Annotated in this window: 16 protein-coding genes and 1 riboswitch; of the genes, 2 read left to right on the forward strand and 14 right to left on the reverse strand. The window is 61.3% G+C overall.

The window, feature by feature from the left end:
* Positions 1–282: 282 nt before the first annotated feature.
* From NL116_RS07230 to NL116_RS07270, 9 genes are all read right to left on the reverse strand, one after another.
* Positions 283–975 (reverse strand): pseudouridine synthase, encoded by a 693-nt coding sequence (locus NL116_RS07230; RefSeq protein ID WP_494376591.1) that lies wholly within the window; start codon positions 973–975, stop codon positions 283–285.
* 56 nt (positions 976–1,031) lie between these two features.
* Positions 1,032–1,226, reverse strand: coding sequence for a cysteine-rich CWC family protein (locus tag NL116_RS07235; protein WP_494376592.1), 195 nt, complete (start codon positions 1,224–1,226; stop codon positions 1,032–1,034).
* Between the two features lie 239 nt (positions 1,227–1,465).
* Complete coding sequence (atzF, locus tag NL116_RS07240; RefSeq protein WP_494376593.1) at positions 1,466–3,244, reverse strand: allophanate hydrolase; 1,779 nt, start codon at positions 3,242–3,244, stop codon at positions 1,466–1,468.
* A 25-nt stretch (positions 3,245–3,269) separates the two neighbouring features.
* Positions 3,270–6,911, reverse strand: coding sequence for an urea carboxylase (uca, locus tag NL116_RS07245; protein ID WP_494376594.1), 3,642 nt, complete (start codon positions 6,909–6,911; stop codon positions 3,270–3,272).
* 307 nt (positions 6,912–7,218) lie between these two features.
* Positions 7,219–7,860, reverse strand: a complete 642-nt coding sequence (locus NL116_RS07250; RefSeq protein ID WP_494376595.1) for an urea amidolyase associated protein UAAP2 — start codon at positions 7,858–7,860, stop codon at positions 7,219–7,221.
* Positions 7,861–7,871: 11 nt separating this feature from the next.
* Entirely contained in the window at positions 7,872–8,597 is a 726-nt protein-coding gene (locus NL116_RS07255) for an urea amidolyase associated protein UAAP1 (protein WP_027925558.1), read from the reverse strand.
* A gap of 12 nt (positions 8,598–8,609) precedes the next feature.
* Positions 8,610–9,398 carry an ABC transporter ATP-binding protein gene (locus NL116_RS07260; protein ID WP_494376596.1) on the reverse strand — a complete coding sequence of 263 codons (789 nt, stop codon included), beginning with the start codon at positions 9,396–9,398 and terminating at the stop codon, positions 8,610–8,612.
* Positions 9,395–10,210 (reverse strand): ABC transporter permease, encoded by an 816-nt coding sequence (locus NL116_RS07265; RefSeq protein ID WP_223511309.1) that lies wholly within the window; start codon positions 10,208–10,210, stop codon positions 9,395–9,397. The genes NL116_RS07260 and NL116_RS07265 overlap by 4 nt, the downstream gene beginning before the upstream one ends.
* Positions 10,211–10,226: 16 nt before the next feature.
* Complete coding sequence (locus tag NL116_RS07270) at positions 10,227–11,294, reverse strand: putative urea ABC transporter substrate-binding protein (RefSeq protein WP_494376597.1); 1,068 nt, start codon at positions 11,292–11,294, stop codon at positions 10,227–10,229.
* Between the two features lie 61 nt (positions 11,295–11,355).
* A riboswitch (guanidine-I (ykkC/yxkD leader) is annotated at positions 11,356–11,456 on the reverse strand.
* A gap of 499 nt (positions 11,457–11,955) precedes the next feature.
* Between NL116_RS07270 and NL116_RS07275 the strand changes: the two genes are divergently transcribed.
* The gene (locus tag NL116_RS07275; RefSeq protein ID WP_494376598.1) at positions 11,956–12,396 is read left to right on the forward strand and encodes a hypothetical protein; all 441 of its coding nucleotides are present in this window, start codon (positions 11,956–11,958) and stop codon (positions 12,394–12,396) included.
* A 51-nt stretch (positions 12,397–12,447) separates the two neighbouring features.
* Here NL116_RS07275 and dspII read toward each other — a convergent pair whose 3' ends face one another.
* On the reverse strand, positions 12,448–13,560 hold the full coding sequence (gene dspII / locus NL116_RS07280; RefSeq protein WP_494376599.1) for an enoyl-CoA hydratase/isomerase DspII: 1,113 nt from the start codon (positions 13,558–13,560) through the stop codon (positions 12,448–12,450).
* Positions 13,561–13,692: 132 nt separating this feature from the next.
* Here dspII and ung point away from each other — a divergent pair, with 132 nt between their 5' ends.
* Positions 13,693–14,385: a uracil-DNA glycosylase gene (gene ung / locus NL116_RS07285; protein ID WP_494376600.1), complete on the forward strand. Its 693-nt coding sequence runs from the start codon at positions 13,693–13,695 to the stop codon at positions 14,383–14,385.
* A gap of 92 nt (positions 14,386–14,477) precedes the next feature.
* Here ung and NL116_RS07290 read toward each other — a convergent pair whose 3' ends face one another.
* From NL116_RS07290 to NL116_RS07305, 4 genes are read right to left on the reverse strand one after another with little or no spacing between them, the layout of a single operon-like run.
* Entirely contained in the window at positions 14,478–15,518 is a 1,041-nt protein-coding gene (locus NL116_RS07290; protein ID WP_494376601.1) for an AbrB family transcriptional regulator, read from the reverse strand.
* Positions 15,511–17,025 (reverse strand): tripartite tricarboxylate transporter permease, encoded by a 1,515-nt coding sequence (locus NL116_RS07295; protein WP_494376602.1) that lies wholly within the window; start codon positions 17,023–17,025, stop codon positions 15,511–15,513. The genes NL116_RS07290 and NL116_RS07295 overlap by 8 nt, the downstream gene beginning before the upstream one ends.
* Before the next feature lies 1 nt (position 17,026).
* Entirely contained in the window at positions 17,027–17,485 is a 459-nt protein-coding gene (locus NL116_RS07300; RefSeq protein ID WP_123433854.1) for a tripartite tricarboxylate transporter TctB family protein, read from the reverse strand.
* 58 nt (positions 17,486–17,543) lie between these two features.
* Complete coding sequence (locus NL116_RS07305) at positions 17,544–18,521, reverse strand: Bug family tripartite tricarboxylate transporter substrate binding protein (protein ID WP_494376603.1); 978 nt, start codon at positions 18,519–18,521, stop codon at positions 17,544–17,546.
* Between the last annotated feature and the right edge of the window lie 375 nt (positions 18,522–18,896).

The raw sequence follows: 18,896 nt of genomic DNA on the forward strand, positions 1-18,896 counted from the left end.
CGCGCAATGAGATTGCACGAGCTTTGTGACAGGTAGGCATACGCCTGGAATTTGGAGGCCCATGTCGATCCGTACAGCAGGTCGACGGGTATTATTATTGGCGGGCAGTCTGCCGGTCTGAGGCGGAACCTGAGGGTTCTCTAACCGACAAAAAGTTTCTTAGAAGTATGTTGTGACTCGTCAGTCACATTTCGGCTGACGACCTGATTCAAGCAGGGGCGACGTCTTCGCGCAAGTGTCATTGGTAAATTGTTCGACAACTTCTGCTGAGCGGTCGCCGGCTTAGATCAATTGAATCTCTTCGGTGCGCAATGCGCGGTACTCGCCCGGTTTTAGCGCGTTATCGAGCTCTAGCGGGCCCATGCGTTCGCGGTGCAGGCGCAGGACTTTGTTGTCGAAATGGCCGAACATCCGCTTCACCTGGTGATACCGGCCCTCGACAATGCTCAGTCGCGCCGATTTCGGCCCTAGCAGCTCCAGCCCGGCGGGCTGGGTGGTGAGGTCTTCGAAAGCGAAGTACAACCCTTCAATGAATTTCAACGCATATTCCGGGCCGATGTCCTGCTCGGTCTCGACGTAGTAGACCTTGGGCAGTTTGGTCGTCGGTTGGGTCAGGCGTCGCGACCAGCTGCCGTCGTTGGTGATCAGCATCAGACCGGTGGTGTTGAAGTCGAGGCGACCGGCGATGTGCAACTCGTCCTTGTCCGGCTCGTGGATCAGGTCGAGGACCGTCGGGTGCTCGGGGTCGCGGGTGGCGCTGACGCAGCCGGGTGGCTTGTGCAGCATGAAGTAGCGCGCCGGTTTGCCGGCTTGCAGGACTTCGTCGTCGACTTCGACGCGGCTGAACTCGAGCACCTCGGCGTGCGGGTCGCTGACGATTGTTCCGTCGATCCGCACGCGCTTTTCCACCAGCAACAGGCGCACCTGTTTACGGTTGAAGCGCGGCAGGTTGCTGAGGAAACGGTCAACGCGCATGGCAAGGGTTCGTGGGAAAAGGGCCGCGTATCTTACGTGATCGGCCGGACGCTCGCTTACAGCTGCGCCTCGACTTGTGCGCAGCGTGGGCACAGGCAGGATTTATCGCGCAGTTCCGGCGGCAGCGCTTCGAGCACGGCCGGGTCAATGCTGACGCCGTAGCACCAACAGGCGCGATCGGCAGTTTTCGGATCGGCCAGGGTGCAGGCGTTGGACGCGCCACAGGCCGGGCAGAAGTCAGGCGTGTTCATGCAGGATTATTCATAGCTGGAGTGAGACCTTTCCACGCAGGTGCGATTACGGCCGGATTGTCTGGCAGTGCGCCAAAGGCAGGCATTCTAACGGCACTGCCGGGAAATAACTGCTGCATTGCGTCGGACTCGCACTTTGCAGGAGTGAGCTTGCTCGCGATAGCGGTAGGTCAGTCGACATCGATATTGGATGTGCTGACGCCATCGCGAGCAGGCTCACTCCTACAAGGGGACGGTGTTCAGGCAAGGGATTGCAGGTAGGCGCGCCATCCGCCGAGGTGGCTGATATCCACGGCGCCTTCCAATCCATACGCCTCGCAGATAAACCCGCTCTCCCAACGTCCGTCCGCCAGTTGCACTTTGCCTAACCCCAGCGGTGCCGGAATCCCAGTCAGGAACGAGCCCAACTCGCTGCTCGGCAATTCCCAAACCTCTACCGCAATCGCCACGCCGCCATCCTTCACCCGCACCATCCCCGGACGAAACGGCGGACCGCCGGCCAAGGCATACAGTTGATAGTCCGGCGAACTGAACGTCGTCTCGACCAACCGGGCCCCTCGGCGTTTCAATTGCCCGTTCAGCGCCAAGCCATCGAGATGTGCGCCACACACCACCAGCCGCGCCCGATCGTTGCGCGCAACCGTCGTTGACGCCACCGCGCTCGGACCTTGTTGGCGCTGGAAAGCGTCCGCCACGCTCAGCAAATACTGATCGGTAAACGCCCGGCCAAACAACGTCACGCCCCATGGCAGGCCATTGCCCATAAAGCTGCTTGGCACCGCGACGGCGGCGTAGTCGAGCAGGTTCATGAAGTTGGTGTAGTAACCCAGTTCCGAATTGCGCGGCACTGGTTCGGCGTCCAGCTGCGCCAGTGTCACCGGGCGGCCGATGGTCGGCGTGAGCACGCAGTCAAGTTGTTCCAGCGCCTTGTCGCACAACGCTTTCAAGGCTTGCAGCCGATACTGGGCGCGGAAGGTTTGTACGCCCGTCACCGCCGGTGCCTTGGCCAGCACTGCGCGAATCACTGGCAACACGGCTTGTGGATTATGCGCCATCAATTCCCCGGCCACGCTGTAGCGCTCGGCCACCCACGGTCCTTCGTAGAGCAAGCGTGCCGCTTCGAGAAACGGCGACATATCCAGTTCGACCGCTTCACCGCCCAAGGCTTTGAGCCGGTCGATCGCCTCCCCGAACAACAGCGGGCCTTCGGAGCAGCCGAAGAATTCCAGGTCTTGCGCGCGCGGCACGCCGAAGCGGAACGGGCGCGGTGTACCGAACGCTGCGCCGTCATTCCACTGCGGATTGCTACGGCTGTATTCATCGCGCGGGTCGAGGTGGGCGGTGAGCGCGAGCAACTGGCTGGCTTCGCGAGCGGTCGCGGTAAAGGTCGTGACGCAATCGAGCGTGCGACAGGCCGGCACCACACCCGCCGTGGAGATCAAACCTTTGGTGGCTTTCAATCCCACCAGATTGTTCAACCCCGCCGGCACACGTCCCGATCCCGCCGTGTCGGTGCCCAACGAAAAACTCGCCACGCCCAACGCTACCGCCAACGAAGACCCTGCACTGGAACCGCCCGACGGATACTCCGGCAACACGCTGTTCGGACACGCGCCATACGGCGAGCGGCTGCCGTTGAGGCCGGTGGCGAATTGATCGAGGTTGGTCTTGCCCAGCGGGATTGCCCCCAGCGCCAGCAACTGCTCGACGATGGTCGCCGATCGCTCCGGCACATAGGCAAAGTCGGGACACGCCGCCGTGGTCGGAATTCCGGCCAGGTCGATGTTGTCCTTGATCGCGAACGGCACGCCGTACAGCGGCAGGCTGTCGATGTCGCGGCCGTCGAGCGCAGCGAGGTACGGTTCCAGTTCTTCGACACTGAGCAAGTGAATGAACAGGTGATAGTCCGGGTTCAGGGCTGCGGCTTTGTCGCGCAGACTTGGCAGCAATTGACGGGGCGTGATGTTGCCGAGGCGATAAGCGCTGCGCAGGGCGTCGAGTTGCAGATTCATGTTCATGGCGTTAATCCTTTTTGAAAGAGGGTCAGTCGAGTGCCAGCACCACGACGCGCTGTCCGGCGCGCACGGCGGAACCGGGCTGCACACGAATCTCACGTACCACGCCAGCCGTCGGCGCGAGCAGCGGAATTTCCATCTTCATCGACTCCAGAATCACCAGCACATCGCCGGCTTCCACGCGGCTGCCGGTCTCCACCTGAACTTGCCAGAGGTTGCCGGCAATGTGGCTGTCGACGCTCATTTCACCGTGGGCAAGGGCGGCGTCTTCGGTCGCCTCCGGGACCCATTCCTCGCTGTCGAAATGCGCCTGGCCGCTGGCGATCCAGCGTTCGCGCTCGGCGTGGAAAGCGCCTTGCTGCTGATCGCGAAACGCGGCGATGGTCTCGGCTTCTTTGGCCAGGAATGCCTGATATTCCGCGAGGTTCAACTGGCTGTGTTCGATGTTCAGCTCGAAACGCCCGAGCGGGAAGTCCTTGCGGATGCGCAGCAGTTCGTCGGCGCTCACCGGGTAGAAACGGATCTGGTCGAAGAAGCGCAGCAGCCACGGTTTGCCATCGAACGCGGCCACCTCGCGATAGCGGTTCCACATCTGCAAAGTGCGCCCGACAAACTGATAACCGCCGGGGCCTTCCATGCCGTAGACGCACATGTAGGCGCCCCCGATGCCGACCGAGTTTTCGGCGGTCCAGGTGCGGGCCGGGTTGTATTTGGTGGTGACCAGACGATGGCGCGGGTCGAGCGGGGTGGCGACGGGCGCGCCGAGGTAAACGTCACCCAGGCCCATCACCAGGTAACTGGCGTCGAACACCGTGCGCTGCACTTCGTCGAGGTTGGGCAGATCGTTGATGCGACGAATGAACTCCAGATTGCTCGGGCACCACGGCGCGTCTTTACGCACGGTGGTCATGTATTTTTCGATGGCCAGCTGGCAGGCCGGGTCGTCCCAGGACAGTGGCAAGTGCACGATGCGCGAGGGCACTTGCAGGTCCTTGGCGGCGCACACGGCGTCCCATTCACCGGCCACGATGCCGAGCAGGTCGGCCAGTGGCAGTTGCTCGGGTTGGTAGTGCACCTGCAGCGAACGGATGCCTGGGGTGAGGTCGATCACGCCGTGCAGGTGTTTGCTTTCCAGCGCTTGCATGAGGGCGTGGGCGCGGAAGCGTAAAACAAGATCCAGCTCCGGCGCGCCGATTTCGAGCAGCAGGTGAGTATCCCCCGACAGCCTCGCCACCAGCCGCGTATCCCGCTGACCCAAATCCAGCACCACAGGCGACACAACCCCCTGTAGGAGTGAGCCTGCTCGCGACAGCGGTGTGTCAGCCACATCGATGTTGGCTGTACTGCCGTCATCGCAAGCAAGCTCGCTCCCACAAGGGGAGTTCCATCTCGTGGCGAGGGCGCGGGCGGTTTTGATATCGACGGGGATGAATTGCACGTTGTCCCCGGCCTTCAATTGGCCCAACTGCCAAAGGTCAGCCTCGATCACCGTCACCGGGCACACAAACCCACCAAGGCTCGGGCCGTCCGGGCCCAGGATCACTGGCATATCCCCGGTAAAGTCCACCGCGCCAATGGCATACGGATTGTCATGAATGTTCGACGGATGCAGTCCCGCTTCGCCCCCATCGGCACGCACCCATTCGGGCTTCGGCCCGATCAGGCGCACACCGGTTCGGCTGGAGTTGAAATGCACTTCCCACTGGGTCGCGAAGAACCTGCCGATGTAGTTTTCAGTGAAGTATTCCGGGGCGCCATGCGGGCCGTAGATCACGCGGATTGTCCGCACCTCAGGCAACTCAGCGATTTCAGACAGTTCCGCACCCGCGCTACGGTCGCCCAACGCCGGCAGATGCAACACATCCCCCGCTCGCAACGCACGACCGCCGTGCCCGCCAAACTGACCGAGGGTGAAGGTGCTTTTGCTCCCCAGATAATCCGGAACCTGCAAGCCACCGCGCAGGCACAAATAGCTGCGCGCGCCCGCACCTGCAATGGTGCCGAGGCTCAACGTGGCGCCGGCCGGAATCAACAGCGTGGTGTTCATCGCGACGGTTTCACCGTTCAGCGTCAGCGGAATCACCGCCCCGGTCACTGCCACCACGGCATCACAATTGAAGCGCAGCAACGGCCCGCTCATGGTGATTTCCAGCGCGGCGGCACCTTCTTCGTTGCCCAGTAAAAGATTGCCCAGACGCAACGCACGACTGTCCATCGGACCCGACGGCGGCACACCCACCGCCCAGTAACCGAGGCGGCCCGGATAGTCCTGAACGCTGGTTTGCGTCCCGGCGCTAAGCACTTCAAACGTGTTGGCCTGATACACCAGACCTTCGAGGCAACGCGTCCACGGCTGGCCGTTGGCAAAAGGCGCATCCAGCAGAATCTGCCGCAGATAATCGCGGTTGGTTTCCACGCCGTAGAGCAGGCTGTCGCCCAATGCCTGATGCAGATCGGCGCGCGCTTCTTCGCGGGTCGATGCCCAACTGATGACCTTGGCGATCATCGGGTCGAAGTACGGCGGAATCTCGCAACCGGCCTCGACCCAAGTGTCGATGCGCAGTTGGATGCCATTGGCGGCGGGGAAATTCACCGCAGTGAGCAAGCCCGGGCTTGGCTGGAAATCACGGCCCGGATCCTCGGCATACAGCCGCGCCTGAATCGCGTGCCCTTCGGCTTTCAGCCCTTGGCTCAACTCACGCAGCGGCGGCAAATCACCGGCGGCGAGTTCGACCATCCAGCGCACCAGATCCACGCCCCAGACTTGTTCGGTGACGCCGTGTTCGACCTGCAAACGGGTGTTCACTTCAAGGAAGTAGAAACGCTGGTCTTCGCTGTCGAAGACAAACTCCACAGTGCCGGCACTGCGGTAGTTCACCGCTTTGGCCAGTTTGATCGCCGCTGCGCACAGGTCGTCGGCCATGCCTTCGGGCAAGTTCGGCGCCGGGGTTTCTTCGAGGACTTTCTGGTTGCGGCGCTGTACCGAGCAGTCGCGCACGCCGAGGGCAATCACCTCGCCGCGACCATCGCCGAACACCTGGACTTCCAGATGCCGCGCGCGCTGGATGTATTTCTCGATGAACACGCCCGCGTCGCTGAAGTTGTTCTGGCCGAGGCGTTTCACGGCTTCGAAGGATTCGCTCAGTTCAGCCGCGCTGCGGCACACGCGCATGCCGATACCGCCACCGCCGGCAGTGCTTTTGAGCATCACCGGGTAACCGACGTGTTCGCCGGCGATCAGGGCGGCGTCGAGGCTGTCTAGCAACTCGGTGCCTTCGAGCATCGGTACGCCGTGTTGCTTGGCCAAGGCGCGGGCGGTGTGCTTGAGGCCGAACACGCGCAGCTGTTCCGGCGTAGGGCCGATGAAGGCGATGTTGGCGGCTTCGCAGGCTTCGGCGAACGCGGCGTTTTCCGAAAGGAAACCGTAACCGGGATGGATCGCCGTGGCGCCGGTGGCTTTGGCGATGGCGAGGATCTTGTCGACCGCCAGATAGGTGCCGGCGGCCGCGCCTTCACCGAGGCTGTGGGCTTCATTGGCTTGCAGGATGTGCAGGCTGGCGGCATCGGCTTCGGAGTACACCGCGACGCCGTTGACCTGCAATTCACGCAGGGTACGCAGGATGCGGCAGGCAATGGCGCCACGGTTGGCAATCAGGACTTTTTCGAACATGGCATAACCCCCGGAGGCGATTGCGCATCAGCCTCGACCTGGGATGCGGGCCGTCCCGCAGTTTTTCGATAAGCGCCGGGGTCGTCCCCGACGGCAGAATCACTAATCTTGAAAGCACCGTTGATCAAATGTGGGAGCGGGCTTGCTCGCGAAAGCGGAGTGTCAGTCGACATCAATGCTGGATGTGATGGCCTCTTCGCGAGCAGGCCCGCTCCCACATTCGAGTTGTGGTGGTTTTATTTTTTCAGGCACTGCCCGGAGCGGGCCTGGCACAGAGCGAACAACCATCTGCGCAACCGCGCGATTTTCAGTTCCATACCAGTAACTCCGCAGGTGTCGGGTTGTAGGCGTTGCACGGGTTGTTCAGTTGCGGGCAGTTGGAGATCAGCACGATGACGTCCATCTCGGCCCGCAGGTCGACGTATTTGCCCGGCGCCGAAATACCGTCTTCAAAGGTCAATCCACCGTCCGCCGTGACCGGCACGTTCATGAAGAAATTGATGTTCGGCCCGATGTCGCCCTTGCCCAGTCGCCCGTCGTGGACGCAGGCGCGCAGGTAGTTGTCGCGGCAGCTGTGCATGTAGCGTTTTTCCAGGGCGTAGCGCACGGTGTTGCTCTCTTGCGCGCAGGCGCCGCCGAGGGTGTCGTGACGGCCGCAAGTGTCAGCGACGATGGTCAGCATCGGCTTGCCGAGGTTCGAATACAGCACGCTGCCGGTGCTCAGATAGACGCTGTTTTGCCGGCGCAAGGTGCGCTGCACGTCGTAGCGTTCTTTGGGATTGGCCACGCTGTAGAACAAGGTGTCGACGGCTTGATTGCCTTCCAGGTCGAGGATGCGCAAGGTCTGACCGGCCTTGACTTCCATCAGCCACGGTTCGCCGGCCGGAATGGTTGCCCGGTAGATCGCGGTGTCGGCTTCTTTATGAACGGTAGCGATTGCAAGTGACATGGCAGCGATCCTCAGGCGAACAAACGGTCGGTGTTGATGAAGCCGCGCTCGTTTTCCGGGCGCGAAGTGCGGCAGTGTTCGGCGACGCTGGCGTCGGCGTTCATCCAGCTGAGCTTCAGTGGCTTCGGTGCGTAGTCGGGCGATGGGTCCATCGGGTGTTGCAGCGCGGTGAGCACCACCAGCGTGTCCATCGGCGCGTACAACTCGATGTAGTCGCCGGCCCGGGAATTGCCTTCGACGAAGTGGAAGCGTCCGGCTTCGTCGACGTCGACGCGGCTGAACAGGTTGAGGGTCATCAGCAAGTCCGACAGGCCCAACCCCCACTTGCCGAGTTCCACCAACAGGTTGTCGGTGCCATTGCGAAAGAAGCCGTTGCGCAGCTCCTGATAGCGGCCAGCGCCGTATTTTTCCGCGACTTCTTCAGCGCAGAGCACACCGCCGAGGCTGTCACTCCAGCCACAGGTGTCGGCAGTGATCGCGGCCAGTACGCGGCCCATGTCCGAGTACAGGCAATGGCCGCGGGTGAGCTTGGCGGTGTGTTGGCATTTGAGGCTGTCGGGCAGGTTCAGGCGCTCGGTTTTTTCATTGGCATTGAGCAGCGTCAGGCTGACGTTGGCGCCGCCGCGCAGGTCGGTCAGGCGCAGCAGTTGGCCGCGTTTCAACACGAACGAACGATGGCCGCCGCCGGGCAGCAATTCTTCGGCGAAGGGGGTGAACAGTTGGGTCGAATCAGTCATGTGCAGAGTCCTCTAAGCGATACGAAGCGTGCCTGCCAGTGGCATCGGCAAGGCGTCGACGACGGCACGGTGGGTGCGGCGGTCGCTGTTCAAAGGGATGTCGTAGGTGATGCGCGCGCCATAGGCGCCGGGGGCGTGCGGGTCGACGCGGACTTTGTCGAACACCAGCAGGCGTGTGCCGAGGCTGAAACCTTCGGACAGGTCGTGGGTGACCATGAACACCGTCAGTTGCGTCTCGCGCCACAGCTCCAGCAGCAAGGCGTGCATGTCTTTGCGGATACCCGGATCGAGTGCGCCGAAGGGTTCGTCGAGCAGCAATACGCGAGGTTTCATGATCAGCGCCTGGGCAATGGCCAGCCGTTGTTGCATGCCGCCGGACAGCTGCGCCGGGTATTTGTCCAGCGAATGGCCGAGGCCGACTTTGTGCAGCAACACCGAAGCCTGTTCCCGCGCATCATGTTTGGCGCTGCCGAACAGGCGCCCCAGCAAGGGCGAGCGCGGCAATTCGAGGCCGAGGGCGACGTTGTCCAGCACGGTCAAATGCGGAAACACCGAATAGCGCTGGAACACCACGCCACGGCTGGAATCCGGTTCGCCGGCCAGCGCCTGGCCGTCGAGCAGAATCTCGCCGCGACTGGCGCGTTCCTGCCCGAGCAGCAAGCGCAGGAAGGTTGATTTGCCGCACCCGGAGGCGCCGACGAGGGTGCAGAACTCACCTTCGTTGACGTTCAGGTTCAGGCCTTCGAGCACCACCTGATCGCCGTATTGCTGCCAGACGTTTTTCACCGTGATGAAGCTCATGCGCGCGCTCCTTCATACCAAGGGAAAGCACGTTGGGTCAGGCGCTTCAGGCCCCAGTCCATCAGCCAGGCGAGGAGAGTGATCCACACCACGTACGGCAGGATCACGTCCATCGCCAGGTAGCGGCGCACCAGGAAGATCCGGTAGCCGAGGCCGTCGGTCGAAGCGATGGCCTCGGCGGCAATCAGGAACAGCCACGCCGAGCCAAGCATCAGCCGCAACGAGATCAGCAGACGGGGCAATAATTGAGGCAGCACCACGCGCAGCATCAAGGTCCAGGTCGAGGCGCCGAGGGTCTGGGCCTTGATCAGCAACTCGACCGGAATTTCCCGGGCGCGCTGTTCCAGATCACGGGCCAGGGCCGGGGTGATGCCGATCACGATCAGCATCACTTTCGACAACTCCCCCAAGCCGAACACGATGAACAGAATTGGCAGGATCGCCAGCGGCGGCACCATCGACAGCACCGTCAGCAACGGTGACAAAGGAGCACCGAACAACGGCAACGTCCCGGCCGCCATGCCCAGGCACAGCCCCGCCAATGCGCTGATGCCAAGGCCGATGGCCAAACGGCGCAGGCTCGACGCGCTGTCCTGCCAGAGCAGGTATTCACCGGTACGGGTGTCGGCGACGAAGGCCAGGCGTTTGACCGCGTCGGTCATCTGCACGGCGCTCGGCAGCAGCTTGTCGTTGGGGTTGTCGGTCAGCCGCTCGGCCGAGCCCATGAAGTAGGCGAACAGCACCAGGGCGAACGGCAGGATCACCAGCAAAAGGCGACTCGGGCGATCCGGGTGGCGATTGATCAGGCGCATGGCCAGCTCCTCGTGATTACAGCTTGGCGTCGGCCGCCATCTGCACGTAAGTCGGGTCGAAGCGCAGCTTGAGGTTGGACTTGTCGCCACTGGTCACGCCATTGGCGAACGCCATGCCAACGGCGCTGGTGTCCTTGGCGCCTTCGCCGAGCAAACCATGCTGGAACGAGAACTCGGCGACTTTGCGCATGGTTTCCGGCAGTTGCTTGCTGGTGGAAAAGTCCAGCGCTTCTTGGGGCGTGGCGAACAATTTGGTGGTGTCGAGTTGCGCCTGGAAACCCGGCAGGTCGGTGCCGGACGCCTTGGCCATGTGTTCGAGTGCGGCTTTACTGGCGGCGTTTTTCGCGTTCATCAACTCGACCACTTCGAACCAGGCACCAGTCAGCGCTTTGCCCAAGGCCGGGTTGTCTTTGAGGGTGGCGCTGTTGACCACCATCATGTCCATGATTTCGCCGGGGATCTGACTGGAGTTGAAGACTTCGGTCACGTCGGGCTTGGCCTTGATGTCCGAGAGCATCGGGTTCCAGGTGGTGACGGCGTTGACTTGTTCGGTGTTGAAGGCGGCCGAGATGTCGGCGTCGGAGGTGTTGACCACTTTCAGGTCTTTCTCGGTGAGGTCGACCGAATCCAGCGCGCGGGCCAGCAGGTAGTGGGAAACCGAGAGCTCGACCAGGTTGACGTCCATGCCCTTGAGGTCGGTGATTTTCTTGCCGTCACCCTTGAGCACGATGCCGTCGTTGCCGTTGGAGAAGTCGCTGACGATCAGCGCGGTGCTGTCGACGCCGCCTGCCGCCGGAATGGTCAGCGCGTCCATGTTGGTCATGGTGCAACCGTCGAACTGGCCGGCGGTGTATTGATTGATCGATTCGACGTAGTCGTTGAGTTGCACCACATCAATCTTGATGCCGTACTTCTTCGCCCATTTGTCGACGATGCCTTGGCTGCCGGCGTATTCCCACGGCATCCAACCGGCGTAGATAGTCCAACAGACGCTGAAGTGGTCTTTCTGGGCGGCCTGGGACGAGAAGCTCACGAAGGCTGCGAACGCAGCGGCGAGCAGGGCGGGTAAACGAAGCTGGGACATGGTGATTCTCCAGTTGATCAGGGGCGGGCAGGAGTCAACGCGGCACCGCGAACGGTGGCTTGTCTCCCGGGCTTTTGTCCCGCCGTGTAACCTCAACTGGAGGTCGCCAACTCTCGGACCAGCCACTCGCACAAGCGAGCCGGAACCCTAGTCAGCCATTGCAAATTGTGGTGCCGCGAACCTGTGATGAACTCCTGCACACTGTTGCTAAAGCGAGAGGCGTGCCAAGTCGGCGTGAGCGCTCTAGCGCGGGAGATGAGGTGCGGGCTGTCGCTGGAAGCGGAGACGGTTTGCCTTCTGATGGTGCGCGCCTGCACCGCAATGGATCGCCTTGCTTATGCCTGTCATTCCGTCATCGCGGGCAAGCCACGCTCCCACAGTTGGAATGCATACCCCCAGTAGGAGCGCGGCTTGCCCGCGATGGCCGCACCGCCGATTTACGCAGGTCACGGGGCGCGCTATTACGGCGGTGGATATCACGGCTGGCACCACTGATCAGCGTGTAAATAGATGAAAAACCTTTCATCGGGCAGATGTTTCAATGTGTTTCAAGAACGCACCAGATTTCGAAATCGATGTCTGATCTTTCGACAGTCACCGAAAATTGACTGTCGCTCGCCAGCGTCGCTGGTGTGGCTCACTCGCGGTCCAGGAGGCCGCCATGAACTGTCGAAAACAGCTCAGCCGAATGCTTCTGATTGCTCTGTCCGGATTGTCGCTTGGGGCGTGCGTGCCCTATTCGGACGGAGGAGACAGCTACTACAGTTCCGAGGTCTACTCCTCACCAGCGCCCACCTATTACGCCGGTGGCAGTTCTTACTATTCCGGTGGCGGCGGTTACTACTCACCACCGCCCCGATACTACTCACCGCCAGCGCGGTATTACCAGCCGACGCCGCGCTATTACTCTCAGCCCAGGGTGTATCAACCGGCACCGCGTTATTACCAGTCCCGAGGCGATTACCGGGGCTATTCGAATCATGGGTGGGAGGGGCGTAACCGAGGCAGTTGGAGTAATGACTACCGGGGTGGTGGACGCAACAATAACCACGGTGGACGCGGGGATCACAATGGTCGTGGCGATCACGATGGCCACCGTTAATTTGAGTTAAATACAAAACCTGTGGGAGCAAGCTTGCTCCCACATTTTTGTTCAGTACTCCGTCAAGTCGGCCAGCGGATGCCGACCTTCCCAAGCCTTCTGAAAGTGCGCTTCCACCACCGCATCCGGCACATTATTGATATCCGGCCAATGCCAGTGCGGTTTCTGGTCCTTATCAATCAACCTTGCCCGCACACCCTCGCTGAATTCCGGATGACGGCAGCAGTTGAGGCTCAGGGTGTATTCCATCTGGAAAACCTGAGCCAGTGACAAATGCCGGGCCCGAACGATTTGCTCCCAGACCAGATGCGCGGTCAGTGGCGAGCCTTCGCTCATGGTCTTTGCGGCGCGGCTGAGTAGCGGATCAGCGCTGTCGCGTTGCAGGTTGATGGCTTTCCAGGCACAACTCACGTCACTGACATCCAGCATTTCATCAATGTGCCGGCGCCGTGGCAGCCACTGGGCCTCGGGCATTTGCGCAATCGCTTCCTGCTGCAAGGCCTTGAGCAAACTGTTGAGTTGCATCGGCGTTTGCTCCTGCCAATTCAGTTGCAGCAACCCTTCAATCAATTCTTCCTGTTGTTCATCGAGCAGAAAGCGATCGGCCAGGTCCAGGTCGATGGCATCGCGTCCGTTCATGTGTGCGCCGGTCAGGCCCAGGAAGAGTCCGAGTTTGCCGGGCAGTCGCGAGAGGAACCAACTGGCGCCAACGTCCGGGTACAGGCCAATGCTGATCTCGGGCATCGCCAGCCGACTGCTCGGCGTGACAATCCGGATGCTCGCGCCTTGCAACAGCCCCATCCCGCCACCGAGCACATAACCATGGCCCCAGCAGATCAACGGTTTCGGGTAGGTGTGCAATTTGAAGTCCAGGCGATATTCCGCCGCAAAGAAGTGCGCGGCCAGCGGCGGCACCTCCCCGGGATGCGCGCGACAGGCTTCCACCAGGCTGCGCACTTCACCGCCCGCACAGAAGGCTTTGGCACCGTTGCCGCGCAATAAGACGCAGACGATTTGCGGGTCCTTGGCCCAGGCGTCCATTTGATCGCGCAAGGCGTTGATCATCGGCAAGGACAGGGCATTGAGAGACTTTTCGGCATCGAGGCTGGCGATGCCGATGCGCGCGCCGTCGGTGCCGGTAAGTTCTTCGAAGTGCAGATTCATCGTGACCTCGATCGAGAATTTGAGCGTTCAGTATGATCGCTGTTGAGGAAAGTGCTGGATGTGCGTCAGATCAATTGACAAGCGTGATGGGCTTTCCTAGGGTTCGCCCCATTGTTTTTGCCGGATGTAACCATGACTGCTGACGACCGTATCAAACTCGAACCGAGCTGGAAGGAAGCACTACGTGCCGAATTCGACCAGCCGTACATGGCGCAGTTGCGTGAGTTCCTGCAACAGGAGCGTGCGGCGGGCAAGGAGATCTATCCACCGGGCCCGATGATTTTCAATGCACTCAACTCCACGCCGCTGGACAAGGTCAAGGTCGTCATCCTCGGTCAGGATCCCTACCACGGCCCGGGCCAGGCCCACGGCTTGTGCTTCTCGGTGCAACCGGGTGTGCCGGCGCCGCCGTCGCTGGTGAACATCTATAAAGAGTTGAAGCGCGACCTGAACATCGATATTCCCAGCCATGGCTATTTGCAGAGCTGGGCCGACCAGGGCGTGCTGATGCTCAACACCACCATGACGGTCGAGCGCGCCAATGCCAATGCGCACAAGGATAAGGGCTGGCAGTTTTTCACCGACCGGATCATCGAGGTCGTCAGCCAGCAGCAGCCGCATCTGGTGTTTATGCTGTGGGGCGCGCATGCCCAGAGCAAGCAGAAACTGATCGACGCGACCAAGCACCTGGTGCTGACGTCGGTGCATCCGTCGCCGTTGTCCGCGTATCGCGGATTTTTGGGCTGTGGGCACTTCAGCCGGACCAACAAGTTTCTTGAGCAGAATGGCGAGACGCCGATTGAGTGGCGGTTGCCGCCGCTCTAAAAGCTTCGCGAGCAAGCTCGCTCCCACAGGGTTTTTGTGAACGCTGAAGATCCAGTGTGTGCGAGCTTGCTCGCGATGGCGGCACCCAGGTCTCAAGAGGACTCAGGCATCCGGTTCCAATACTTGAACAACGGCTCCGCCAGAAACAACACAAACAACAACCGCATCACCTGCATCGCCGTCACCAGCGGCACCGACAATTGCAGCGTCTCCGCCGTCAGGCTCATCTCCGCAATTCCGCCGGGCATCATGCCCAGCGTCAGCGAGCGCAGGTCCAGATGGGTCAACGCACTCAATCCCAGTGCCGCCGCCGTGGCGATCAACATGGTCAACACCGTGCCGATCAAGGTCCGGCCCATGAACGAAGGCGCACGCCGGAAAAACTGTCGGTTGAAGTGACACCCCAGGCCGCTGCCGATCAGCCATTGGCCAATCTGACTGCCGCCGTGTGGCAAACCGATGTGCAAATCCCAACCGATGCTCACCGCTGCACTCACCAGCAACGGTCCGAACAGCCACGGGTTGGGTTGACGAAGACGCTCCCAGAGCCACGCCGCCAAGGCACCTGCGGGGAACAAAAGGGCCAGCCACCACCAACTGACGGCTGTCGGATGAGCAACCGGCGCACCGTCACCCAACAAATACTTGAACGCCGCCGGCACACACAGCACCACCACCAGCACCCGCAGGCTTTGCCCCGCCGCCACATGGCTGAGCACCGCGCCATTGCGGGCGCCAAGGTTAACCATTTCCCCGGAGCCGCCGGGCATGCTGGAAAAAAATGCAGTGGCGCGATCCTCACCGGTACGGCGCATCAACCAGACCCCGACCACGGCCGACAGGCTGGTGACCAGCGCACCGAAGAAGATCAAACCGAAATGACTCAACACCTGCTCCATCACCACCGGGGTGAAGTGCAGGCCGATACCGATGCCGACAATCCACTGGCCGCACTTGCGGCCGCCAGGGATTTCCGCCAACTGCCACGGCGTGAGACAGCGCACGAGGATGATCGCCAGCAACGAGCCGACCATCCATGGCAATGGCCAGCCAATCTGGCTGGCCAGGTAACCGCCCAGCGCTCCGACCAGCGGCGTACCCCACCAGGCGTTGAGCGGTGTTCGATCAGACATCGGCGATCGCGCGCTGAGCGGCCGAACGCTTGCGCCAGATGCGGATGATCGGCATCAACAGCATGATCGCGGTCAACACCCAGCAACCGAAGGTGATCGGGCTGGACCAGAGGATTTCCAGTGCGCCGTTGGAAATCGAGAGGGCGCGACGCAGGTTCTGCTCCATCAGGCCGCCGAGGATGAACCCCAGCAAGAGTGGCGACAACGGGAAGTCCAGCTTGCGCAGGATGTAGCCAAAGATGCCGATGCCGATCATCAGGAACAGGTCGAACGTGGTGGCGTGCACTGCGTAGACGCCGATCCCGGTGATGATGGCGATCACCGGAACCAACGCCCAGTTCGGCACGGCGAGGATACGGGTGAAGATGCGGATCATCGGGATGTTGAGGATCACCAGCATGATGTTGGCGACGAACAACGACGCGATCAGGCCCCAGACGATGTCGGGCTGCTGTTGGAACAGCAGTGGCCCTGGCGTGATGTTGTACAGCGACAGGGCGCCGATCATCACCGCCGTGGTGCCCGATCCCGGAACACCGAGGGTCAGCATCGGCACCAGTGCGCCGCATGCTGCGCCGCCGATGGCGGTTTCCGGTGCCGCAAGGCCGCGCATGTCGCCTTGGCCAAAGGTGCCCTTGGCACCGGCGATGCGTTTTTCGGTCATGTAGGCCACGGCGCTGGCCAGGGTCGCGCCGGCACCCGGCAACACGCCCATGATGAAGCCCAGCACGCCGCATCGAATGTTCACCACGAACACCGCCGAGGCTTCCTTGAAGTTGAACATCATGCGGCCGGTGGCTTTTACCGCTTCCTGGCCGTGGTGGGTTTTTTCCAGCAGCAGCAGGATCTCGCTGATGGAGAAGAGGCCCAGCACCAATACGACGAATTGAATGCCATCGGTAAGGTGGATGTTATCTCCGGTGAAACGGTATACGCCGCTGTTGGCGTCGATGCCGACCGTCGACAGAAACAGGCCGATCAACGCCGCGATAAAAGTTTTGAGCGGTCGGTCGCCGGCCATGCCGCCGAGGCAGACAATGGCAAACACCATCAGCACGAAGTATTCCGCCGGGCCGAAGGCTATCGCCCATTTCGCCAGCAGCGGTGCGAACAGCACCATGCCGCAGGTGGCAATAAATGCACCGATGAACGAACTCCATGCCGACAACGACAGCGCGACACCGGCCAGGCCTTTGCGGGCCATCGGGTAACCGTCGAGAGTGGTCATCACGGTGGAGGCTTCGCCCGGAATGTTCAGCAGGATCGAGCTGATTCGCCCGCCGTATTCGCAGCCCAGGTAAACCGCCGCCAGCAGGATCAATGCCGATTCCGGTGGCAGGCCCAGGGCGAACGCAATCGGGATCAACAGCGCCACGCCGTTGATCGGGCCCAGGCCCGGCAACAGGCCGACCACGGTGCCGATCAGGGTGCCGCACAAAGCAGTCACCAGGTTGTACGGGCTCAGCGCGACGCCAAAACCCTGACCCAAATAGCCAAGCGTATCCATATCAGTTCTCCAGAACGTCAAGCACGCCCAAGGGCAGTGGCACGTCCATCAACTTGTCGAACAGCAGGTAAAGGCCGACGGCCATTAGCGTGATGATCACAATGCTGGGCACCCAGCGACCGCCGTACAGGCGTGCCATCGGAATGCCGATCAGGATGCTGGCGACGATGAAACCAAGGGGTTCGAAGGTGCCGGCAAACACCAGCAACAGCACCACGCAAATGCCGATTTTGTTCAGGGTCTCGCGGTCCATCGGAGGTTCGTCAGCGTCGTGCTTGATCGGTGCGGGACGAAATACCATGTACAGCAGCGCAAGGCCCATCAGCCCGAGCATCAGCAGAGGAAAGGCTCGCGGCCCCACTGGTTCGTAGGAAAAAGCCGCTTGATACGGCCACGCCATCAGCGCCAGGCCAACACAGGCCAGCAACAGCACCGAAGCAAAAATGCGTTGTAAGAGCATGGGGAACTCCTGTGCCGCAGCCCCGCGAAACGGGGCCGCAGCCGCTAGACAGAGGCGATCACTGGATTAGGCCGAACTCTTTGGCCAGCACTTTGTAGTCCGCTACCTGCTTTTTCACGTAGGTGTCCAGCTCCGGGCCGGTCATGGCGAACGGGAACAGTTCACGCTGATCGCGCAGTTTGGCGAAGTCTTCGGACGCCAGCAGTTTGTCGAAAGCGTCTTTCCACCAGGCGTAGTCTTGGTCGCTGACTTTCGGCCCGAGGTAGAAACCGCGAACCACCGGCCAGACGATGTCGTAGCCTTGTTCTTTGGCGGTCGGGATGTCTTTCATTTCCGGCTCGTCCAGGCGCTTCTCAGCGAACACGGCCAGCAAGCGCATGTCGCCGCTCAGGATGTGCGGCATGGAGTCGGAGATGTCGGTGCTGCCGACCTGGATGTGACCGCCCAGCAGGGCAGTGGCGATTTCACCGCCGCCTTCAAGAGCAACGTAACGCAGGTCACGCGGATTGATTCCGGCGGCCTTCGCGATCAGTGCGGTTTGCATCCAGTCCTGGCTGCCGACGGTGCCGCCGGAGCCAATTACGACTTTGCTCGGGTCTTCTTTCAGCGCCTTGACCAGATCGTCGAGGGTCTTGTAGGGCGAATCGCTTTTTACTGCGATGGCGCCGTAACTGGTGCCCACGGCAGCCAGCCAGCGCACATTGGTTTCATCGAAACGCCCGAACTTGCCTTGCGCCAGGTTCAGCAAAGAGCCGCTGGACCAGGCGACCAGCGTGCCGGCGTCGGCAGGGCGTTGAGCGACCACTGCGTTATACGCCACAGCGCCGACACCGCCGGGCATGTAGGTCACGCGCATTGGTTTGGTCAGCAGCTTTTCGTTGACCAGCGCGCTCTGCGCCAGTTTGCAGGTGAGGTCGAAACCACCGCCCGGCGAGGCTGGGGCGATGCATTCCGGACGTTTGGGTTCGGCCATCAATTGACCGGCGAACAGCATGCAGCTGGCGGCGAGGGCGAAACGGCGCAGTGATCGATTCATTATTGTCTCCACGGGAGTTTTTGTTTTTGGGGATGTTTCAGGTGCGGCGATTTCGCGTCGTGCAGCCGACAACGGCGCGGGCAAGCATCAACGACGGGATTTCGAAAAAAGAGTGGGGCGGGTAAGCCTGAAGCTGTATGGACAGCATGGTGCAGTACCTCATTTATTGTTCTTATTGACGAAAACGCGTCATGGCGTTTTTCGGGAGCTACATTTCAAAGCACGATTGGAACGTCGGCAGTCGAGACCCTCCGTGTGCCGACTCTAACGGCCCAACCTTTCACTAACCTTTCAGCAGGCTTTCACGGTTTTCGGACTTCACAGCAGCGGATGCGGCTGTAAACTCCGCGCCAAAGAATGGCGTCGACCATCCCC

The organism is Pseudomonas sp. FBCC-B1667 (assembly GCF_059133255.1).